A 17840-nucleotide genomic window follows, 5' to 3' on the forward strand; every position below is an offset into this window, starting at 1 on the left:
TCGGTGAGCGAGGACGCCGCCCTGATCGACCGCTTTCTGGAGATGATGGCGGCGGAGCGGGGGGCTTCGCGCAATACGCTGCTGGCCTATCGCGCGGACCTGCTGGGCGCGGGCGAGATTGTTGGCGGATTGGCGGGCGCCAGTCGGGAAGGGCTGGGCGCGCTGGCGGGAGCCTGGGCTAGGCTGGCGGCGTCTTCGGTGGCGCGCAAGGCGTCGGCGTGCCGGGCTTTTTATGCGTTTCTGGAGGAGGAAGGGCTGCGGGCGGACAATCCGTCGGCGGCGCTGCCACGCCCGGTGACGCAGCGACCTTTGCCCAAGATATTATCCACGGCGGAGGTCGATTCGCTGTTTGCGCTGATCGCCGGGCGGCTGGACGTGGCGCATCCTGCGCGGCTGGACTTGCGGTTGTCGGCGTTGATCGAGCTGCTCTACGGATCGGGGTTGCGGGCGACCGAACTGGTGTCCCTGCCGCGCCGGGCGTTGGCGGCGGACCGGCCTTTCCTGATTATCAAGGGGAAAGGCGACCGGGACCGGCTGGTGCCGATTTCCGATCGCGCGCGGGCCGCCGTCTCGGCATGGCTGGCGCATGTGCCGGGCGATAGCGCGTGGCTGTTTCCTTCGGGCAAAAGTCATTTGAGCCGCATCCGGCTGTATCAGATGGTCAAGGATCTGGCGGGCGCGGCGGGGATCGCGCCCGAACGAGTCAGCCCCCATGTGCTGCGCCACGCCTTCGCCACGCATTTGCTGGAGGGCGGGGCGGATTTGCGGGCGTTGCAGTCGATGCTGGGCCATGCGGATATCGGCACGACGCAAATCTATACCCATGTCGACAGCCGCCGTCTGGTCGAACTGGTCAACAGCCGTCACCCATTGGCGACGATGACACCCAAGATCGCGCATCCCCGCGTTGACGAGCCGCCGCCATCCCCTTAACGCCTTCGCCCATGGTAAGTTTTCTGGAATTCGAAAAGCCGGTCGCGGAACTGGAAGCGCGCATCGTCGAACTGCGCGCCACTGCGAGTGTGGGCGACATCAATATCGACGGCGAAATCGCGACGCTGGAAGGCCGCGCGCGCAAGCTGCTGACCGACACCTATGGCAAGCTGACGCCGTGGCAGAAGACGCAGGTCGCGCGTCACCCGGAGCGGCCGCATTTCAAGGATTATGTCGCCGGGCTGTTCGACAATTTCATGCCGCTGGCGGGCGACCGGGCCTTTGGCGACGATCAGGCGATCATCGGCGGCTTTGCGACGCTGAACGAGCGGCGCGTCATGGTGATCGGCCATGAAAAGGGCGACGATACCGCCAGTCGGGTGCGGCACAATTTCGGCATGGCCAAGCCCGAAGGCTATCGCAAGGCGATCCGTCTGATGGAACTGGCCGACCGCTTCGGCCTGCCGGTCGTGACGCTGGTCGATACGTCGGGCGCGTTTCCGGGCGTGCAGGCGGAAGAGCGCGGTCAGGCCGAGGCGATCGCCCGGTCGACCGAGGCGTGCCTGGCGCTGGGCGTGCCGATGGTGGCGGCAGTGGTAGGCGAAGGCGGATCGGGCGGCGCGATCGCGCTGGCGGCGGCGAATCGCGTGTTGATGTTCGAACATGCGGTCTATTCGGTGATTTCACCCGAAGGCTGCGCGTCGATTTTGTGGCGGACCGCCGACAAGGCGAGCGATGCCGCCACGGCGATGCAGGTGACGGCGCAGCATTTGAAGGCGCTTGGCGTGATCGATCGGATCGTGGCCGAGCCGGTGGGTGGCGCGCATCGCGATCCTGTCGAGGCGATCGCCAATCTGGGCGCGGGAATTGCGGCGGAACTGGATGCGCTGGACGGCATGGATGCCGATGCGTTGCGGGTCGACCGGGCGGACAAGTTTCTGGCCATCGGCGCGTGATCGGCTAGATTTTGGAACGCCTCCCCGTCCTGCATCGTTACGGTTGCGGAGATTGAGGGGAAGATCATGAAGCGGATATTTTCGATCGCCTGTGGCGGCGTGGCTTTGGTCGTGGCGCTGGCCGCGCCAGCCGTGATCGGCCAGCAGCGCGCCATTCGCACCGTGTCGTCGATCAGCGCGCAGGACAAGACGACCGGCGCGAAGCAGCATCCCGAACTGGTCAAGGAATTTGGCGGCGCCTATGCCGGGCCGCAGGCGCGCTATGTCGAGGGTGTAGGGCGACGCATCGCCGTACAATCTGGCCTGTCCAATGCGCAGGGCGATTTTACCGTCACGCTGCTGAACAGTCCGGTGAACAATGCCTTCGCGATTCCGGGCGGCTATATCTATGTCACGCGCCAGTTGATGGCGTTGATGAATGACGAGGCTGAACTGGCGGGTGTGTTGGGGCATGAGGTCGGCCATGTCGCCGCGCGCCATGGTCAGCGACGGCAACAGGCGGCGCAGCGCAACGCGATAGGCGGGGCTTTGTTGCAGGTATTGAGCGGCGCATTGCTGGGCGATTCGGGGCTGGCGGGGCTGGTGCAGAAAGGCATCGGGTCGGGCAGCCAGTTGCTGACGCTGAAATTTTCGCGGACCCAGGAATATGAAGCGGACGATCTGGGCATCCGTTATCTGGCGTCGGGGGGCTATGATCCGCGCGCGCTGTCGGACATGCTGGCGTCGCTGGCCGCGCAAAGCAATCTGGATGCGCAGGCGGCGGGCAGCGCGCGGTCGATGCCCGAATGGGCCAGCACCCATCCCGATCCGGCGTCGCGTGTCAGCCGCGCGGCCAAGGGGGCGTCTGGTAGTGGATCGACCAGCACGGTGCGTAATCGCGACGCTTTTCTGGCGGCGGTGGATGGTGTGCTCTACGGCGATGATCCCAGGCAGGGGATGATCGACGGTCGGCGCTTTCGGCATCCCGATTTGCGCCTGACCTTTTCTGCGCCGACCGGGTTCGGCATGGAAAATGGCGCCGATGCCGTGTCGATTACCGGTTCGGGCGGGCAGGCGCAGTTTAGCGCGGCCGCCTATAAAGGCGATCTGGCTGGCTATATCGATGCCGTGCTGGGCAAGCTGGGCGGGGCGAACGGGTCGGTGCCGCCCGGCGAAGTCAGTCGCACGACGATCAACGGCCTGCCTGCGGCATGGCGGACGGTGCGGGCCAGCAGCCAGTCCGGGCAGATGGATGCGACGGTGTTCGCCTATGATTTTGGTGGTGGGAAAGCCTATCATTTCCTGATCCTGACGGCTGCGGGGCAGGGGGTGGGGCCATTTACGTCGATGGTCCAGTCGATGCAGCGTTTGACCGCGCAGGATGCGGCGGCGATCAAGCCACGCCGGGTCGATGTGGTGACGGTCAAGGCCGGGGATACGGTGCAGTCGCTGGCCAAGCGTATGGCATATGGCGATTTGCAGCTGGAGCGGTTTTTGACGATCAATGCGTTGCGCGCGGATGCCAGGTTGCCGCCGGGGCAGAAGGTGAAGATTATCGTTTAGGGTTTGGTGCATGGGATTTGCACCTGAGTTTCGTTCGTTTCGAGCCTGTCGCGAAATGCGGGCCTGATGCTACCGGCTTCTCGGCAAGCTCGAAGTGAACTGGGTGGGTGGTGCGGTGGCGTAGCGAGATACTTCGCTGCTCACCTCGTCAATTGAGACTGTCGGGTATGGAACCTTGTTCTCCTGATACGTCATCCTGAACTTGGTTCAGGGCCGATTTCTCGTCACGGGCGGATGCTTGTGGGGCGCGATGGATGCTGAGCCGGAGGCCAGCGCAGCTAAATGCGTTCAGTATGACGCAGGTATGGGAGGTGTTTCGCCCCAATTATTGAGGCGGCTTAATCTGGTCCGAACCTCAACCACACGCACACGAAAAGGGGCGGCGAACCGTGGTTCGCCGCCCCTTTATTTCAACAATACGTCGGGCTTATTACAGCTTTGTCGAAACATTGTTGAAGGTGTTGCCGAGCTTGCCGCCCAGGCTGGACATCGCGCCGATAGCAGCGACGGCGATCAGAGCAGCGATCAGACCGTATTCGATGGCGGTCGCGCCCTTTTCGTTCTTCAGCATCTTACGGATGAACTGCATGTTGTGTCTCCTTGACTTGATGACGTTTAACTACCCGGCCGCCCCGCTAGAATATCTGTGGTCAGCGAGGATTGAATTAGAGGATGGCGGTTGAAAATGTCTTAACGCGATAGGCAACTGTCAAATTATGATGGTTACTGCGCCGTTAGTACTTTTACCGCCACGTTGTTCCACATGCCTGTCGTCTTGGTAGCGATGTTGGAAAGCGCCACCATGATGGCCAGCACGACCATGGCGATGATGAGGCCATATTCGATCGCTGTCGCGCCGCGTTCGCACCGGATAAGCCCTTTGCGAGCGATAATGTCGATGATGGCGCGCATAGAGTCCCCAGTTGGCTACAGACAGTCCTCGACAGGCATGTAAAAGAGGGACGGTTAAGAAAGCCCTCCAGTTGGACCGATATGCCGCATATTTCTCCCCTGCTCGTCGTTGCCGCCGCCCTGATCGACGCGGACGGGCGCGTGTTGTTGCAACAGCGCCCGCCGGGGAAAGCGATGGCCGGATTGTGGGAATTTCCGGGGGGAAAGGTGGAGCCGGGGGAGACGCCCGAAGCCGCCCTGATCCGCGAACTGGAGGAAGAACTGGGTATCGAAACCCACGCAAGCTGCCTGGCGCCCGCGACGTTCGCCAGCGAAGCGTTGGGCCAGCGGCATTTGCTGCTGCTGCTATATGTATGTCGTAAATGGCAGGGGATGCCGGAAGCGCGGCATGCGACCGCGCTGCAATGGGTGCGGCCGACGCAGATGTATGGGCTGGAAATGCCGCCGGCGGACCTGCCGATGATCGGGATATTGGAAGCGTTGTTGTAAGGCGGGGCATCGATCGGATCGACGCCCCGAACGACGATCAGTCTTCCTTGGCCTTGCTCTGAAGCTGGACGTAGTTCTGGATGCCCATGCGTTCGATCATTTCGAACTGGGTTTCCAGCGTATCGACATGCTCTTCCTCGCTTTCGAGGATATATTGGAACAGGTCACGCGAAACGAAGTCGCGGATCGATTCGCAATAGGCGATCGCGTCGCGCAGGACGGGCAGCGCTTCATATTCGAGTTCGAGGTCGGACTTGAGGATTTCCTCCACCGTCTCGCCGATTTTCAGGCGGCCCAGAAGCTGGAAATTGGGCAGGCCGTCGAGGAAGAGGATGCGTTCCGCCACCTTGTCGGCATGCTTCATCTCATCGATCGATTCGGCATATTCGAACTTGGCGAGCTTTTCGATGCCCCAATGGTTCAGCATGCGATAGTGCAGGAAATATTGATTGATCGCGGTCAGCTCATTTTTGAGCACCTCGTTCAGATATTCGATGACCTTGAGGTCGCCCTTCATGGCTTATGCTCCGGCTGTTGGTGAATGGCCGGGCTATAGACGTTTCGCAAGAGGCTGTTAAGCTGAAAACCCTTGGGAAACCGCCGTTTTACTGAGCGCTATTGATTCAAGTTCGCGCTTAATTCGTGCGGCTGACTCGCAATGCCATCAAATGGAGGCGCGTTCCGCAGCGATGATGGTGCGGGCGAAGGGAACGCACTGGCCACATTTGGGGCGACGGCCAAAACGCGCATAGGCGCTGCATGGCGTGTCGGCGCCATCGCGCACGGCTTCCTTCAAGTCCTTTTCACGAATGGCATTGCAGATACACACGACCATCGAAGCACTCTCCTGACACAGGGAGAGATAGCGCAGGTGATAATAGGTCGCAATAGTAATCAACTGCTCTTGCGAATCTTTTGCGGTCGGCCGTTGCACAGGCTGCGCCAGAGCCATTCGGCGGGGCCGAGCGCGAATCGGCGGGACCAGGGGAGCGACCAGAACAGCATCGCGGCCCAGCCGGGCAGGATGAACAGTGGCAGCAGCGCAGGGCGGACATGGCCGAACAGGCCCAGACCCCAGCCGTCGAAGAGGGCGGTCATGACAAGGCTGGTCGCGAGATAATTGCTGAGCGCGAGTCGACCGGCTGCGGCGATGCGCGGGACCATGGGGTGATCGCGATGACGGGTGAGCAGCCAGAGGATCAGGGAGGCCCAGCCGACGGCGAGCGGGATGCGGAAGGGGAAGGACCACGCGAGCGCCGTGCCATAAGCGGGAAGCGCGTCGAAGCCGCTGGCGATGACCCAGGTCGCCAGCGCGGCCATCGGCAGCAGGCCGATCAGGAAACAATGGCGGGCGGTGCGCCAATATTGATCGGCGCTCCAGCGGCCGGTGAGGAAGCCACCTTTGAGCATTGCCATGCCCAGCAGCATGAAGCCGAGCGTATCGAGACCCGTAAACAGGAAGCCCCAGAACCATTCGCCGGGGAAATGGCCGATCTTATGCAGGAAAATGGTGGCAAAGCCGCTGCGATAGGTGGCGATTTCGGTGAGGATGGCGGGGCTGGTCGGATCGGTGAGGGAGGCGATGAAGGCGGCATAGCTCTCGCGCGTCGCGGCGCTGGCGTCAGGGGCGGCTGCGCTGTGGTGCCAGGCGTAGATGCTGGCCATGAAGCCGGCGACCAGCAGGAAATGCAGGAGGAAGAAGAAGAAGGCGGTCTTGACCAGCGCCATGGGTGGGCGGCGCACGAAGGACAAAGCGGCGACGCCAACGATGGCATAGACCATCAATATGTCGCCCCACCAGAGCAGCAGATAATGGGCAAGGCCAATGACGAAGAGCCAGCCGACGCGGATCAGGTGCGTGCGTGTTCCGTCGCGGCCCGCCATTTCCTCCCGGTCGATGAGCAGCAGCATCGACGCGCCGAACAGCATGGCAAACAGCGCGCGCATCTTGCCATCGACCAAAGCCAGGCTGACGCACCAGAAGGCGATATCGGCGACGCCCGTGTGACCCGATGCAGCCGGATCGAAATAGGCGGGCTGGGGCAGGGCGAAGGCGGTGATGTTCATCCAGAGTATGCCCATGACCGCGCAGCCACGCAGCACATCGATGGCGGGGATGCGGGCGGAGGCGGACATAGGGGCGGTCATGGCAGCAAAGGTTCCGGGTCTGCGGCCGGGAAAGGCCGGGGAAGGGGCTGGCCATGGGGACTGGTCATGGGGCCGGGGCTCTGCCATGCGCTTAACGATGAACCGCCCTCGCAAGCAACGGATAAGCGACGCATTCGGCGCGGCGGCGGCATATTATGACGATCATGCCGGGCCGCAGCGACAGGCGGCCGCGCTGGTCGCGGATCTGGCGCAACGGCAGCGGCCCGATGGCGTGGCGCGCATCCTGGAGATCGGGTGCGGCACCGGATTGTTGACGCGGGACATACAGGCGCGCTGGCCCGGCGTGGAACTGGTGGTGACGGATTTGTCGCCGGGGATGCTGGACGTTGCGGCATCGCGGGGGCTGGTTGCGGCGACCTTTTTAGAGATGGATGGAGAAGCGCCCTCGTTCGACGGGCCGTGGTTCGACCTGATCCTGTCCAGTCTGGCGTTCCAGTGGTTTGATGATCTGGCGGGGGCTGTGGCGCGGCTGGCCGGGTTGCTGCGGCCGGGGGGGAGCTTGATCTTTTCCACCATGGGGCAGGGCAGCTTCGCGCGGTGGCGTGCGGCCCACGCCGTGTGCGGGGTGGCGTGCGGAGTGCCGGATTATCCGACGCTGGAGGCGCTGCGCGCGATGCTGGCAGGGGTCGGGGATGGGTTTGGGTTTGACGAGGATTATCCGATCGAGTGTCGCGACGCGCGGGGGCTGATTGCGCATTTGCGAGGGATTGGCGCGGTAGTGGCGGATGAGGGGCGTGCGCCATTGCGGCCGGGGGATTTGCGGCGGGTGATGGCGGCGTTCGAGGCGGACGGCGGGGTGGATGGGTATCAGGTGCTGTTTGGAAGGGTGACGCGGGGGGCGTGAGGTCTTGGCCCCTCCGTCTCGCCTGCGGCGAGCCACCTCCCCATCGCTGCGCGACAGGGAGGATCTCACACGACGCTAAAATCCTCCCTGTCGCGTAAGCGATGGGGAGTTGAACGGAGGCACGTGACTCCGTTCAACAGCGCGGAGCGTTGACGGAGGGGCTATTTGCGTGCGCTAACGTATGCGAGGATCGCCTCGGCTACTTGCGTAGGGTCTTTCAGGATGTCGCTGGCCGGGATGCGGAGGACTTCGAAGCCTTGTTCGCGCAGCCAGGCGTCGCGCGTCGCATCGCGGTTGGGACGGTCGCCCATGTCGTGCGCAGCGCCGTCGATCTCGATCGCGAGTTTTTGGGCGGGTGCGTAAAAGTCGAGGATGTAGGGGCCGATCGGGTGCTGGCGGCGGAATTTGATGGCTTGTGGCTGGCCTTTGAGCAGGCGCCATAGCAGGGCTTCGGGGAGGGAGAGGTTCTGGCGGAGGGTGCGGGCGTTGGTGACGGTGCGTGGGGTCGTTGCGCGTGCCATTTGCCCCTCCGTCAGCCTTTCAGGCTGCCACCTCCCCATCGCTGCGCGACAGGGAGGATCGAAGAAAGGCAAGTTCCTCCCTGTGCCGCAGGCATGGGGAGGTGGCTGGCCGCAGGCCAGACGGAGGGGCCGGTTCCCACCCCTGTCCTCAAATTTCGCTGTTCATCAGCTTGGGGAAGAAGCCTTCATGGGCGGTGCGCAGGGTGTCTAGCGATACGCCTGCGACGCTGGTGCCGCCGGTGGTGCCGATGCGGGTTGCGTTGGGGATCGTGATATCGCCCGGCGTGGTGACGACGTAGCGGGCCTGATCCTCGCCGAAGGCGGTGGTGGTGGTCAGGGGCGCGTCGATCGTTGCGCCGATCTTGCCAGCCAGCGCCATTTCCGTGATCGTCACGATCAGGCCGCCGTCCGAGATATCATGCACGGCGTTGACCGTGCCGGCGGCGACAAGTGCGCGGACGGTTTCCGCATTGGTGCGTTCGGCGCCCAGATCGACCGTGGGCGCTTCGCCCGCTTCACGGCCGGTGATTTCACGCAGCCAGATGGACTGGCCCAGATGCGTACCTTCGCCGCCGATCAGCCAGATGGCGTCGCCTTCATTCTTAAACGCGACCGTCGCCATCACGTCCACATCCGCCAGCAGGCCGATGCCGCCAATCGCGGGGGTGGGGAGGATGGCGCTGCCGCCGCCGGTCGCCTTGCTTTCATTATAGAGCGAGACGTTGCCCGACACGATCGGGAAGTCGAGCGCGCGGCAGGCGTCGCCCATGCCGTCGAGACAGCCGGTGAGTTGCGCCATGATTTCGGGGCGCTGGGGGTTGGCGAAGTTGAGGCAGTTGGTCACGGCCAGCGGCGTCGCACCGACGGCGGAGAGGTTGCGATAGCATTCGGCGATCGCCTGCTTGCCGCCTTCATAGGGGTCGGCATAGCAATAGCGGGGCGTGCAATCGGTGCTGATCGCGATGCCCTTGTTCGATCCGTGGACGCGCACGACGGCGGCGTCGCCACCGGGGCGCTGGACCGTGTCGGCCCCGACCATATGGTCATATTGTTCCCAGATCCAGCGACGGCTGGCGATGTCGGGACTGCCCATCAGGGTGATGAGGTCCGCGCCGATATCGGTGGATTCTGGCACGTCGCCCAAGGGCTGAACGTTCGACCAGACCTTATAGTCGGCCTTGGGCATCGACGGGCGATCATAGAGCGGGGCGTCGTCGGCCAGCGGAGCGAGGGGAATGTCGCACACGGTTTCGCCGTGGTGGACGAGGACCATGCGGCCCGTGTCGGTGACTTGGCCGATGATGGCAAAGTCGAGTTCCCATTTGTGGAAAATGGCCTGCGCAAATTCTTCGCGGCCGGGCTTGAGCACCATCAACATGCGCTCCTGCGATTCGGAGAGCATCATTTCATAGGCGGTCATGCCGGTTTCGCGCTGTGGCACGGCGTCCATGTTGAGGAGGAGGCCGACGCCGCCCTTCGACGCCATTTCGACGCTGGAGGAGGTGAGGCCCGCCGCGCCCATATCCTGAATGGCGACGATCGCGTCGGACGCCATGAGTTCCAGGCACGCCTCGATCAGCAGCTTTTCGGTAAAGGGGTCGCCGACCTGCACGGTCGGGCGCTTGGCGTCGGCGTCGTCGCCGAAATCCGCGCTGGCCATGGTCGCGCCATGGATGCCGTCGCGGCCGGTCTTTGACCCGACATAGACGATGGCGTTGCCGATGCCGGACGCAGCGCTGTAGAAAATCTTGTCGGTGTCGGCTACGCCCACGGTCATCGCGTTGACCAGGATATTGCCGTCATAGGCGGGGTGGAAATTAACCTCGCCGCCCACGGTGGGCACGCCCACGCAATTGCCATAGCCGCCGATGCCGCGCACGACGCCGCTGATGAGATGCTTCATCTTCGGATGGTCCGGTCGCCCGAAGCGCAGCGCGTTCATGTTGGCGATCGGGCGTGCGCCCATGGTGAACACGTCGCGCAGGATGCCGCCCACGCCCGTCGCTGCGCCCTGATAGGGTTCGATATAGCTGGGGTGGTTGTGGCTTTCCATCTTGAAGATCGCGGCCTGACCATCGCCGATATCCACGACACCCGCATTTTCGCCGGGGCCGCAAATGACCTGCGGGCCGGTGGTCGGCAGCTTCATCAGGTGGATCTTGGAGCTTTTATAGCTGCAATGTTCCGACCACATCACCGAAAATATGCCCAGTTCCGTGAGGTTGGGTTCGCGCCCGATGGCGTTTAGAACGCGGTCATACTCTTCCGGGGAAAGGCCGTGTTCGGCAACGATTTCCGGGGTGATCTGGGTGGGTGCGCTGGACATGCCCGCGCCTTTAGCGAGCGCGCGGCGGGCGCGCAATGGTGGCTGTGGCGGGGGGAGCGGAAAGAGGGGTGTTCGTCGCGGAATTGGGGAGCGAAGGGAGCCTGTCGTAAAAAACGAGGTTAACGGCAAGAGCAGGTTGAACATAGTTTGCGATGCAGCATTATGCCCCTCCATGACCCTGGAATATTACATTCTACAGCGGCTGGGATCGGGGCCGGTGCCGTTATCGGCGCTGGGTGACATCGGGGACGATGATCTCGACCGAATGCTGGCGATAATGGCAGCGCGGCGGCAAATCTGCGTGCGGGACAGGCAGGTTTCGCTGTTCTGGCACAGGCATATGATTTCGCGCGCTGGCGCTGTGGTGCATGGGGGCGCGGTGGCGTTCGCTTGAGCGGGTAGGGCGCATGCCTGCGGGAGAAGGATAGAGGCGCAAGAAAAAGGCCGGACCGTTTAAGCGATCCGGCCTGTGTGGAGGCGAAAATTCGGGGGTTGGATCAGATGTGGCAGGCCTGCGCGCTTTTGCCGGGGACGGTGATGGTCACCGCGTCGCCCGAACCCTTGACCTCATAACCTTCGGCCGTGAAGGGCTGGCCGGCTTCGGCAGCCTTGAGCGAGGTGGCGGTGCCGCCCTTTTCGGTGCGCAGCAGGGCGGTCTTGTCGTCGCTCATAAAGTCGACGAACAAGAGGCTGTTGTCCTTGCAGCGATATTGTTTGTTGGACTTGACCGATGGCGGCAGTTCGACTGGCGCGGCGTTGGCGAGTTCCGCCGCCATGGGATCGGCAGGGCCGCCCACGACTTCGGGTTCATCATTTTTGTTGCAGGCCGAAAGAAGGGCAACGGCGGCAACGGCGAAAAGGGGGATATAAGATTTCATAGCGATCCTTTTATGTGCATGTGCAACATGAGCCGTCAACGCTAAACTGCCGCGTTTCCGCCATAAGGCGCAGATGCGGGGCGTCCGGTCGGGTGCGGAAGGGTCCGTGCGCCTTCGCCGACGCGGTGAAGCGTAGGTCCGTGGCGCGACTCCGGGGCTTGACCGGGCGGGCGGCGGCGGTCAATGCAGGCGGATGGCCATGGATAGCAGCACCCCGTCCACCGACCCCGCAGCGCTTTCGTTCGAGGATGCGCTGCGCGCACTCGAAACGATCGTGCGTCGCCTGGAGAGCGGAGACGTGCCGCTGGACGAGTCCATCTCGCTCTATGCGCAGGGCGAGGAATTGCGCAAACGCTGTGCCGAACGGCTGGCGGCGGCTGAGGCGCGGATTGCGAAGTTGACGGTGGACGCCAATGGCGCGGTCACAGGTACGCAGCCCTTTGGTGCGGACTGACCCTGACGTGACGCGGGGGGACGAGGCAAGCCAGTTGCTCAAGAGCCGCTCTGCCGCGCTGGCGGAGGATGTCGATATGGCGTTCGACCGGCTGCTGGCCGTGCCGGACGATGCGCGCGCGCGATTGTACGAAGCGATGCGCCATGCCGCGATCGGCGGTGGCAAAAGATTGCGGCCATTGTTGGTGCAGGCGACGTGCGACCTGTTCCACATCGGGCGGGAATCGGCGCTGCGCGTGGGTTTGGCGGTCGAGTGCATCCATGTCTATTCGCTGGTGCATGACGATCTGCCCGCGATGGACGATGACGATCTGCGCCGGGGCAAGCCAACGGTCCACAAGGCGTTCGACGAGGCAACGGCGATATTGGCGGGCGATTGCCTGCACGATCTGGCGTTCGAGATATTGAGCGATGCCGATACGCATGCCGATCCGTTCGTGCGGATCGAACTGGTGCGGGCGCTGGCGGCGTCGAGCGGCCCGGCGGGCATGGCGGGCGGGCAGATGATGGACCTGGCGGCGGAGAATGCCCGGTTTGACCTTGCCACCGTGACGCGGTTGCAAAATCTCAAGACCGGGGCGCTGATCGGCTTTTGCGTGGAGGCTGCCGCGATCATGGCGCGCGTGCCGGTCGAGGGGCGTACCGGGCTGCACGGTTATGCCCGCGACATCGGGCTGGCGTTCCAGATTGCCGACGATCTGCTGGATGTCGAGGGCGACGCGGATCTGGCTGGCAAGGCGCTGGGCAAGGATGCGGCGGCGGGCAAGGAGACGTTCGTGTCGTTGCTGGGCGTGGAGCGGGCGCGGGAACAGGCGCATATGCTGGTCGCTCAGGCCAAGGCGCATCTGCGCAGCTATGGCGCGGAGGCCGACCTGCTGCGCGCGATTGCGGACTATATCGTGGAAAGGGATCGCTAAACCATGGCCAAGCAGCGGATCGGCGTTTATCCTGGCACTTTCGACCCCGTCACGCTGGGGCATATGGATATCATCCGGCGCGGCGCGAAGCTGGTCGACAAGCTGGTGATCGGCGTGACCACCAATATCGCCAAGTCGCCCATGTTCAGCGACGAGGAACGGTTGGACATGGTGCGCCGCGAATGTGCGGACATCGACGCCGACATCGTCGTTATCGGCTTCAATTCGCTGCTGATGGACTTTGCCGAATCGCAGGGGGCCAGCGTCATCGTGCGCGGGCTGCGCGCGGTGGCGGACTTTGAATATGAATATCAGATGGCGGGCATGAACCAGCAGATCAACGCGCGGGTCGAGACCGTATTCCTGATGGCGGACGTGGGGTTGCAGCCCATTGCGTCGCGGCTGGTCAAGGAAATCGCGCTCTATGGCGGGCCGATCCACAAATTCGTCAGCCCGGCCGTGTGCAAGGACGTTGTCGCGCGGGTCAAGCAGGTTGGGCGCAAGGGCGGGGTTTAAGTCCGCTCAGCCTGCGTTCAGTTGCCAATCGCGATCAGCGCGCTATCAGGACGGCTCGGCCCTTCGGCCCCAGAGATCAAGGAAAGACCAATCCCATGCGTTTCAGTTCCGCGCTCAAGACCGTGGCGATCAGCTTTGCCCTCACCGCGTCGGGGCTGGCGCTTGCTCAGGGTGGCGGTGCTCCAGGCGGCGGTGGCGGTGGCGTGGACGCCAAGAAGGCGGAAGCGGCTGCGCGTGCAGAACAGAACGCCAAGTCGCTGAACAGTGACCTGACGCCCAAGCTGCCCCCCGCGACGGTGCCCGCCGATCCGCAGAATATCTGGGATCTGGACCTGTCGAGCGGCGGGCGCGTGCGCATCCAGCTGCGCCCCGATATCGCGCCTGCGCATGTCGAGCGGATCAAGGAATTGACGCGGCAGGGATTTTACAACGGCCTGAAATTCCATCGCGTCATCCCCGGCTTCATGGCGCAGGGCGGCGACCCCAAGGGTGATGGCACCGGCGGTTCGACGATGCCGGACCTGAAGGCCGAGTTCAATCCGATGCCGCATCTGCGCGGCACCGTGTCGATGGCGCGTGCGCAGGGCGAGGACAGCGCGAACAGCCAGTTCTTCATCGTGCTGCTGCCCCGGATGCAACTGGACAAGAAATATACGGTGTTTGGCCGGGTGATCGACGGCATCCAATATGTCGATGCGATCGCGCAGGGTGAGCCGCCAGCCAACCCGACCGTGATCCTGCAGGCATCAATGGATAGCGACGGCAAGCCACCGGTCGTCGCGCCGCCCATGGCCGCGCCTGCGCCGTCGATCGTGGACAAGCCAGTGGCCGCCAGGCCTGCGGTGAAGAAGGCTGCGCCCGCCAAGAAGTAAGTTGGCCTGTTCCCGCGCAGGCGGGAACCCAGTCCCGGCGTCTGAACTGGGTTCCCGCCTGCGCGGGAAATACGGCTGCTTGTTGAATAGAGCCTTTTGCATGCGCGTAGATTTGTTCGATTTCGATTTGCCGGCGGAGAATATTGCGCTGCGTCCTGCCTCGCCGCGAGATTCGGCGCGGATGTTGCTGGTGCCTGCGGATGGCGCGATGGAGGATCGGGTCGTGCGCGACCTGCCTTCGCTGCTGCGGGCTGGCGATGTGCTGGTATTCAACGATACGCGGGTGATCCCCGCCCAGTTGGAAGGCATGCGGGGCGAGGCGCGGATCGGCGCGACGCTGCACAAACGTCAGGGATTGCGTCAGTGGCAGGCGTTCTTGCGCAACGCCAAGCGTGTGCGGGAAGGCGACCGGATCGATTTCGGCGCAGGCGTAGCTGCGATTGCCGGCGCGCGAGACGACGATGGCGGCGTGACGCTGACGTTCGAGGGGGACGAGCCGGTCGAGGTCTTGCTGGAGCGGGCGGGGCGGATGCCTTTGCCACCCTATATCGCCAGCAAACGTCCCACCGACGAGCAGGACCGCAGCGATTACCAGACGATGTTCGCGCGGGAGGATGGCGCGGTCGCCGCACCCACGGCGGCGCTGCACTTCACGCCGGAACTGATGGCGGGGCTGGCGCAGGCGGGGGTGTTGACGGAAACGCTGACGCTGCATGTCGGGGCGGGGACGTTCCTGCCAGTGAAGGCGGACGATACGGACGACCACAGGATGCATGCGGAATGGGGGCGGATCGACGCCGCCACCGCTGATCGGCTGAACGCCGCACGGGCGGCGGGTGGTCGCCTGATTGGGGTGGGTACGACCAGCCTGCGCCTGCTGGAAAGTGCGGCGGGCGAGGATGGCATCATCCGGCCCTTCGCCGATGAGACGCGCATCTTTATCACGCCGGGCTATCAGTTTCAGGCAGTCGATGGGTTGATGACCAATTTCCATTTGCCCAAATCGACTTTGTTCATGCTGGTGTCGGCGTTGATGGGGCGGGAGCGTATGCGGGCGGCCTATGCGCAGGCGATTGCGACGGGCTATCGCTTTTATTCCTATGGGGATTCGAGCCTGTTGCTGCCGGGCGCCTGATAGGAAAAGGACCGGCCTGCGTGGCCGGTCCTTCATTAATGCGTCATGGCAGGATCAGCGATCGCGGTTCGTCTGGTAGGACGTGGTCGATGCGCTGGCGGCGCCATAGCCTTGGCTGCTGCTCTGTTGGTCGCGGTCGCCGAACATGGCATTTTGTTCGCGCTCGGTCCGCCATGCGGTCTGTGCCTGATCGGCGGTTTTTTCAAGCGTGACGCGCGTTGCATCGACCGACTTGATCCAGCTCGACGGCACCGAATGATGCATTCCGCCAGCATCCGTGTCCGTCTTGGTCAGGATGATGCGGTCGCCGCGCAGCTTATCTACGGTGCCGACATGTTCGCCATCGCTGCCGACAACTTCCATATGTTCGCGTACCTGCTGGACCGCCTGACGCTGTTCGCCGCGACGCGTGCGCCAACTGCCAAATTCGGTGTTGAACCGATCGCGATGTTCGTTCTGATATTCGGCATAATCGCGATCGAGTTCTTCGATGCGCTGCTGGCGCCAGCTGTGGTAATTGTGATCATGATGCGCGCCACGGCCCTCCTGCGGTCCATAAGGACGCGAACGGTTGCCATAGTCGCTGCCATAGCTGCGATTTTGCGCGTAGCGGCCTCGATCGCCCGTGGTTTCATAACGACCCCGACCGTAGCTGTCGTCATGCTCACGGTCATAGCGTTCGTCATATTCGCGACGGCGCTCGGCTTCTTCATCACCGAACCAGCTACGCACTTCGTCGCTCGCGCGATCGAAGAAGCCGCGATCGTCGGGATCGTAGCGGTCGTCGCGACCACGGCCATAATCGCCGCCGCTGCCGAACTGGCCGCGCGTGCCATAACGATAGCTGCGTTCGTCCGACCCGTAGCGGTCGCGGTTTGCGCCGTAGCGGCTGCCGCCGCGATCCCGGTCGCTATAATATCGATCCTCACCGTAGCGGCGTCCGTCCTGGTAACCCATGGTCCGTCTCCTTCTTACCGTCGTCAGGCGACGTCATCATGACGTCGATGGATAGGAAATGAGCGGGCAAAGCCTTCGTTCCGGGCGTTACGGGAGGGTAATATCCCGCCTATCCGTCGCTCTGCCGACATTGAAGTCCCAGAGGTTGATCGAGATCAGATTAGATGCGCGCGATTTGCGGAAATGGCCGTTGCATTGCCGATATGGCTCGATTATACGCTTGCCACCTTGGGGCCTTAGCTCAGCTGGGAGAGCGCGTCGTTCGCAATGACGAGGTCAGCGGTTCGATCCCGCTAGGCTCCACCAAGATTACGGAAACCCGGATTTCGCAAGGCGCGAGGTCCGGGTTTTTTGCGTCCGTGCGGTCATCTGCCTAGCATAGGCAGTTACAGGGAGTTGCCGAATGTCCAGACCATCTTTTGTCATTGACGCCAGCGACGTGATCGATGCGGCGCGCGTCATCCGCAATGCCGCCGTGCGCACGCCGCTGCTGGAAAATGCGGCGCTCAACGCGCTGTGCGGGCGGCGGGTTCTGCTGAAGTTCGAAGGTGCGCAGCATACCGGATCATTCAAGTTTCGCGGGGCATATAATCGGCTGGCGCGGCTGAATGCGGCGGAGCGGGTGGCGGGTGTCGTGGCCTGGTCATCGGGCAATCATGCGCAGGGGGTGGCGGCTGCTGCTTCGCTGCTGGCCATGCCTGCCACGATCGTGATGCCCGCCGATGCGCCAGCGATCAAGCTGGCCAATACGCGCGCTTTGGGAGCGGAGGTCGTGACCTATGACCGGCATAGCGAGAGCCGGGAAGAGATAGCGACTACGCTGGCGCAGGCACGCGGGGCGACGCTGGTGCCTTCGTTCGACGATCCGTTCATCATCGCGGGGCAGGGGACCGTGGGGCTGGAGATCATGGAGCAGGCCGAAGTGATCGGCGCGCCGGTCGGGCAGATACTGGTATGTTGCGGGGGCGGGGGGCTGACGGCTGGGATCGCCACGGTAGTGAAGGCGCGTGCGCCGGACGTCGCACTCTATAGCGTGGAGCCGGAGGCGTTCGACGATACGGCGCGGTCGCTGGCGAGCGGGGTGCGTGAACAGGTCGCGCCGGATGCACGATCGATCTGCGACGCGTTGATGGCGCCAAGTCCGGGGTCGATGACCTTTCCGATCAATCAGGCGCTGCTGACGGGCGGATTGGTGGTCAGCGACGATCAGGTGCGCGACGCGATGTCGTTCGCCTTTTCCGCGCTGAAGCTGGTGGTGGAACCGGGCGGGGCGGTGGCGCTGGCGGCGATGCTGAGCGGGCTGGCCCCGGCGTGCGAGGGGGCGAGCGTGGTAGTGCTGTCGGGCGGGAATGTCGATCCGGCGCTCTATGCGCAGATCATTCAGGGGTGATGGCTTTTCGACTTCGCTCGAAGCAAACGG

At 63.5% G+C, this 17840-nt stretch carries 21 protein-coding genes and 1 tRNA gene; 13 read left to right on the forward strand and 9 right to left on the reverse strand.

Annotated features, from left to right (window positions below; genetic code table 11):
* Window positions 1–3 precede the first annotated feature (3 nt).
* The 3 genes from WA070_RS18875 to WA070_RS18885 all read left to right on the forward strand — a co-directional run bounded on the left by WA070_RS18875 (window position 4) and on the right by WA070_RS18885 (window position 3431).
* A complete protein-coding gene (locus WA070_RS18875) occupies window positions 4–933 on the forward strand; it encodes a tyrosine recombinase (protein ID WP_422635433.1) in 930 nt (309 codons plus the stop codon).
* Between the two features lie 11 nt (window positions 934–944).
* Entirely contained in the window at window positions 945–1889 is a 945-nt protein-coding gene (locus WA070_RS18880; RefSeq protein ID WP_422635434.1) for an acetyl-CoA carboxylase carboxyltransferase subunit alpha, read from the forward strand.
* Between the two features lie 66 nt (window positions 1890–1955).
* Window positions 1956–3431, forward strand: coding sequence for a M48 family metalloprotease (locus WA070_RS18885; protein WP_422635435.1), 1476 nt, complete (start codon window positions 1956–1958; stop codon window positions 3429–3431).
* A gap of 430 nt (window positions 3432–3861) precedes the next feature.
* Here the strand turns inward: WA070_RS18885 and WA070_RS18890 are convergent, their stop codons facing one another.
* Together WA070_RS18890 and WA070_RS18895 are read right to left on the reverse strand one after the other, a co-directional pair.
* Entirely contained in the window at window positions 3862–4020 is a 159-nt protein-coding gene (locus tag WA070_RS18890; protein WP_422635436.1) for a Flp family type IVb pilin, read from the reverse strand.
* A gap of 134 nt (window positions 4021–4154) precedes the next feature.
* A complete protein-coding gene (locus WA070_RS18895; RefSeq protein WP_422635437.1) occupies window positions 4155–4343 on the reverse strand; it encodes a Flp family type IVb pilin in 189 nt (62 codons plus the stop codon).
* 81 nt (window positions 4344–4424) lie between these two features.
* Here WA070_RS18895 and WA070_RS18900 point away from each other — a divergent pair, with 81 nt between their 5' ends.
* Window positions 4425–4832 (forward strand): (deoxy)nucleoside triphosphate pyrophosphohydrolase, encoded by a 408-nt coding sequence (locus WA070_RS18900; RefSeq protein ID WP_422635438.1) that lies wholly within the window; start codon window positions 4425–4427, stop codon window positions 4830–4832.
* A 37-nt stretch (window positions 4833–4869) separates the two neighbouring features.
* On the opposite strand, the gene bfr is transcribed toward WA070_RS18900, so the two are convergent.
* The 3 genes from bfr to WA070_RS18915 all read right to left on the reverse strand — a co-directional run bounded on the left by bfr (window position 4870) and on the right by WA070_RS18915 (window position 6980).
* Entirely contained in the window at window positions 4870–5349 is a 480-nt protein-coding gene (gene bfr / locus WA070_RS18905; protein WP_422635439.1) for a bacterioferritin, read from the reverse strand.
* Window positions 5350–5496: 147 nt separating this feature from the next.
* The gene (locus WA070_RS18910) at window positions 5497–5667 is read right to left on the reverse strand and encodes a (2Fe-2S)-binding protein (protein WP_422635507.1); all 171 of its coding nucleotides are present in this window, start codon (window positions 5665–5667) and stop codon (window positions 5497–5499) included.
* 59 nt (window positions 5668–5726) lie between these two features.
* Window positions 5727–6980 carry a DUF418 domain-containing protein gene (locus tag WA070_RS18915; RefSeq protein ID WP_422635440.1) on the reverse strand — a complete coding sequence of 418 codons (1254 nt, stop codon included), beginning with the start codon at window positions 6978–6980 and terminating at the stop codon, window positions 5727–5729.
* A gap of 97 nt (window positions 6981–7077) precedes the next feature.
* On the opposite strand from WA070_RS18915, the gene WA070_RS18920 reads away from it, so the two are divergent.
* Window positions 7078–7845 (forward strand): methyltransferase domain-containing protein, encoded by a 768-nt coding sequence (locus tag WA070_RS18920; RefSeq protein WP_422635441.1) that lies wholly within the window; start codon window positions 7078–7080, stop codon window positions 7843–7845.
* Between the two features lie 161 nt (window positions 7846–8006).
* Here WA070_RS18920 and WA070_RS18925 read toward each other — a convergent pair whose 3' ends face one another.
* On the reverse strand, window positions 8007–8366 hold the full coding sequence (locus WA070_RS18925; RefSeq protein ID WP_422635442.1) for an endonuclease domain-containing protein: 360 nt from the start codon (window positions 8364–8366) through the stop codon (window positions 8007–8009).
* 148 nt (window positions 8367–8514) lie between these two features.
* Window positions 8515–10692 carry a phosphoribosylformylglycinamidine synthase subunit PurL gene (gene purL, locus WA070_RS18930; RefSeq protein WP_422635443.1) on the reverse strand — a complete coding sequence of 726 codons (2178 nt, stop codon included), beginning with the start codon at window positions 10690–10692 and terminating at the stop codon, window positions 8515–8517.
* Between the two features lie 172 nt (window positions 10693–10864).
* Between purL and WA070_RS18935 the strand changes: the two genes are divergently transcribed.
* Window positions 10865–11086 carry a hypothetical protein gene (locus tag WA070_RS18935; protein ID WP_422635444.1) on the forward strand — a complete coding sequence of 74 codons (222 nt, stop codon included), beginning with the start codon at window positions 10865–10867 and terminating at the stop codon, window positions 11084–11086.
* Between the two features lie 103 nt (window positions 11087–11189).
* Here WA070_RS18935 and WA070_RS18940 read toward each other — a convergent pair whose 3' ends face one another.
* On the reverse strand, window positions 11190–11570 hold the full coding sequence (locus WA070_RS18940; protein WP_422635445.1) for a hypothetical protein: 381 nt from the start codon (window positions 11568–11570) through the stop codon (window positions 11190–11192).
* Between the two features lie 193 nt (window positions 11571–11763).
* On the opposite strand from WA070_RS18940, the gene WA070_RS18945 reads away from it, so the two are divergent.
* The 5 genes from WA070_RS18945 to queA all read left to right on the forward strand — a co-directional run bounded on the left by WA070_RS18945 (window position 11764) and on the right by queA (window position 15463).
* Entirely contained in the window at window positions 11764–12024 is a 261-nt protein-coding gene (locus WA070_RS18945) for an exodeoxyribonuclease VII small subunit (protein WP_422635446.1), read from the forward strand.
* Window positions 12025–12100: 76 nt separating this feature from the next.
* A complete protein-coding gene (locus tag WA070_RS18950) occupies window positions 12101–12940 on the forward strand; it encodes a polyprenyl synthetase family protein (RefSeq protein ID WP_422635508.1) in 840 nt (279 codons plus the stop codon).
* A 3-nt stretch (window positions 12941–12943) separates the two neighbouring features.
* Window positions 12944–13456: a pantetheine-phosphate adenylyltransferase gene (coaD, locus tag WA070_RS18955; RefSeq protein WP_422635447.1), complete on the forward strand. Its 513-nt coding sequence runs from the start codon at window positions 12944–12946 to the stop codon at window positions 13454–13456.
* A gap of 95 nt (window positions 13457–13551) precedes the next feature.
* On the forward strand, window positions 13552–14328 hold the full coding sequence (locus tag WA070_RS18960; RefSeq protein ID WP_422635448.1) for a peptidylprolyl isomerase: 777 nt from the start codon (window positions 13552–13554) through the stop codon (window positions 14326–14328).
* A gap of 100 nt (window positions 14329–14428) precedes the next feature.
* Window positions 14429–15463 carry a tRNA preQ1(34) S-adenosylmethionine ribosyltransferase-isomerase QueA gene (queA, locus tag WA070_RS18965; protein ID WP_422635449.1) on the forward strand — a complete coding sequence of 345 codons (1035 nt, stop codon included), beginning with the start codon at window positions 14429–14431 and terminating at the stop codon, window positions 15461–15463.
* Between the two features lie 54 nt (window positions 15464–15517).
* Here the strand turns inward: queA and WA070_RS18970 are convergent, their stop codons facing one another.
* Entirely contained in the window at window positions 15518–16420 is a 903-nt protein-coding gene (locus WA070_RS18970; protein ID WP_422635450.1) for a DUF2171 domain-containing protein, read from the reverse strand.
* Between the two features lie 230 nt (window positions 16421–16650).
* On the opposite strand from WA070_RS18970, the gene WA070_RS18975 reads away from it, so the two are divergent.
* Together WA070_RS18975 and WA070_RS18980 are read left to right on the forward strand one after the other, a co-directional pair.
* A tRNA-Ala gene (locus WA070_RS18975) sits at window positions 16651–16726 on the forward strand.
* A gap of 97 nt (window positions 16727–16823) precedes the next feature.
* Window positions 16824–17810, forward strand: coding sequence for a threonine ammonia-lyase (locus WA070_RS18980; RefSeq protein ID WP_422635451.1), 987 nt, complete (start codon window positions 16824–16826; stop codon window positions 17808–17810).
* Window positions 17811–17840 lie beyond the last annotated feature (30 nt).

Source organism: Sphingobium sp. (assembly GCF_049304695.1).
Taxonomy (GTDB): domain Bacteria; phylum Pseudomonadota; class Alphaproteobacteria; order Sphingomonadales; family Sphingomonadaceae; genus Sphingobium.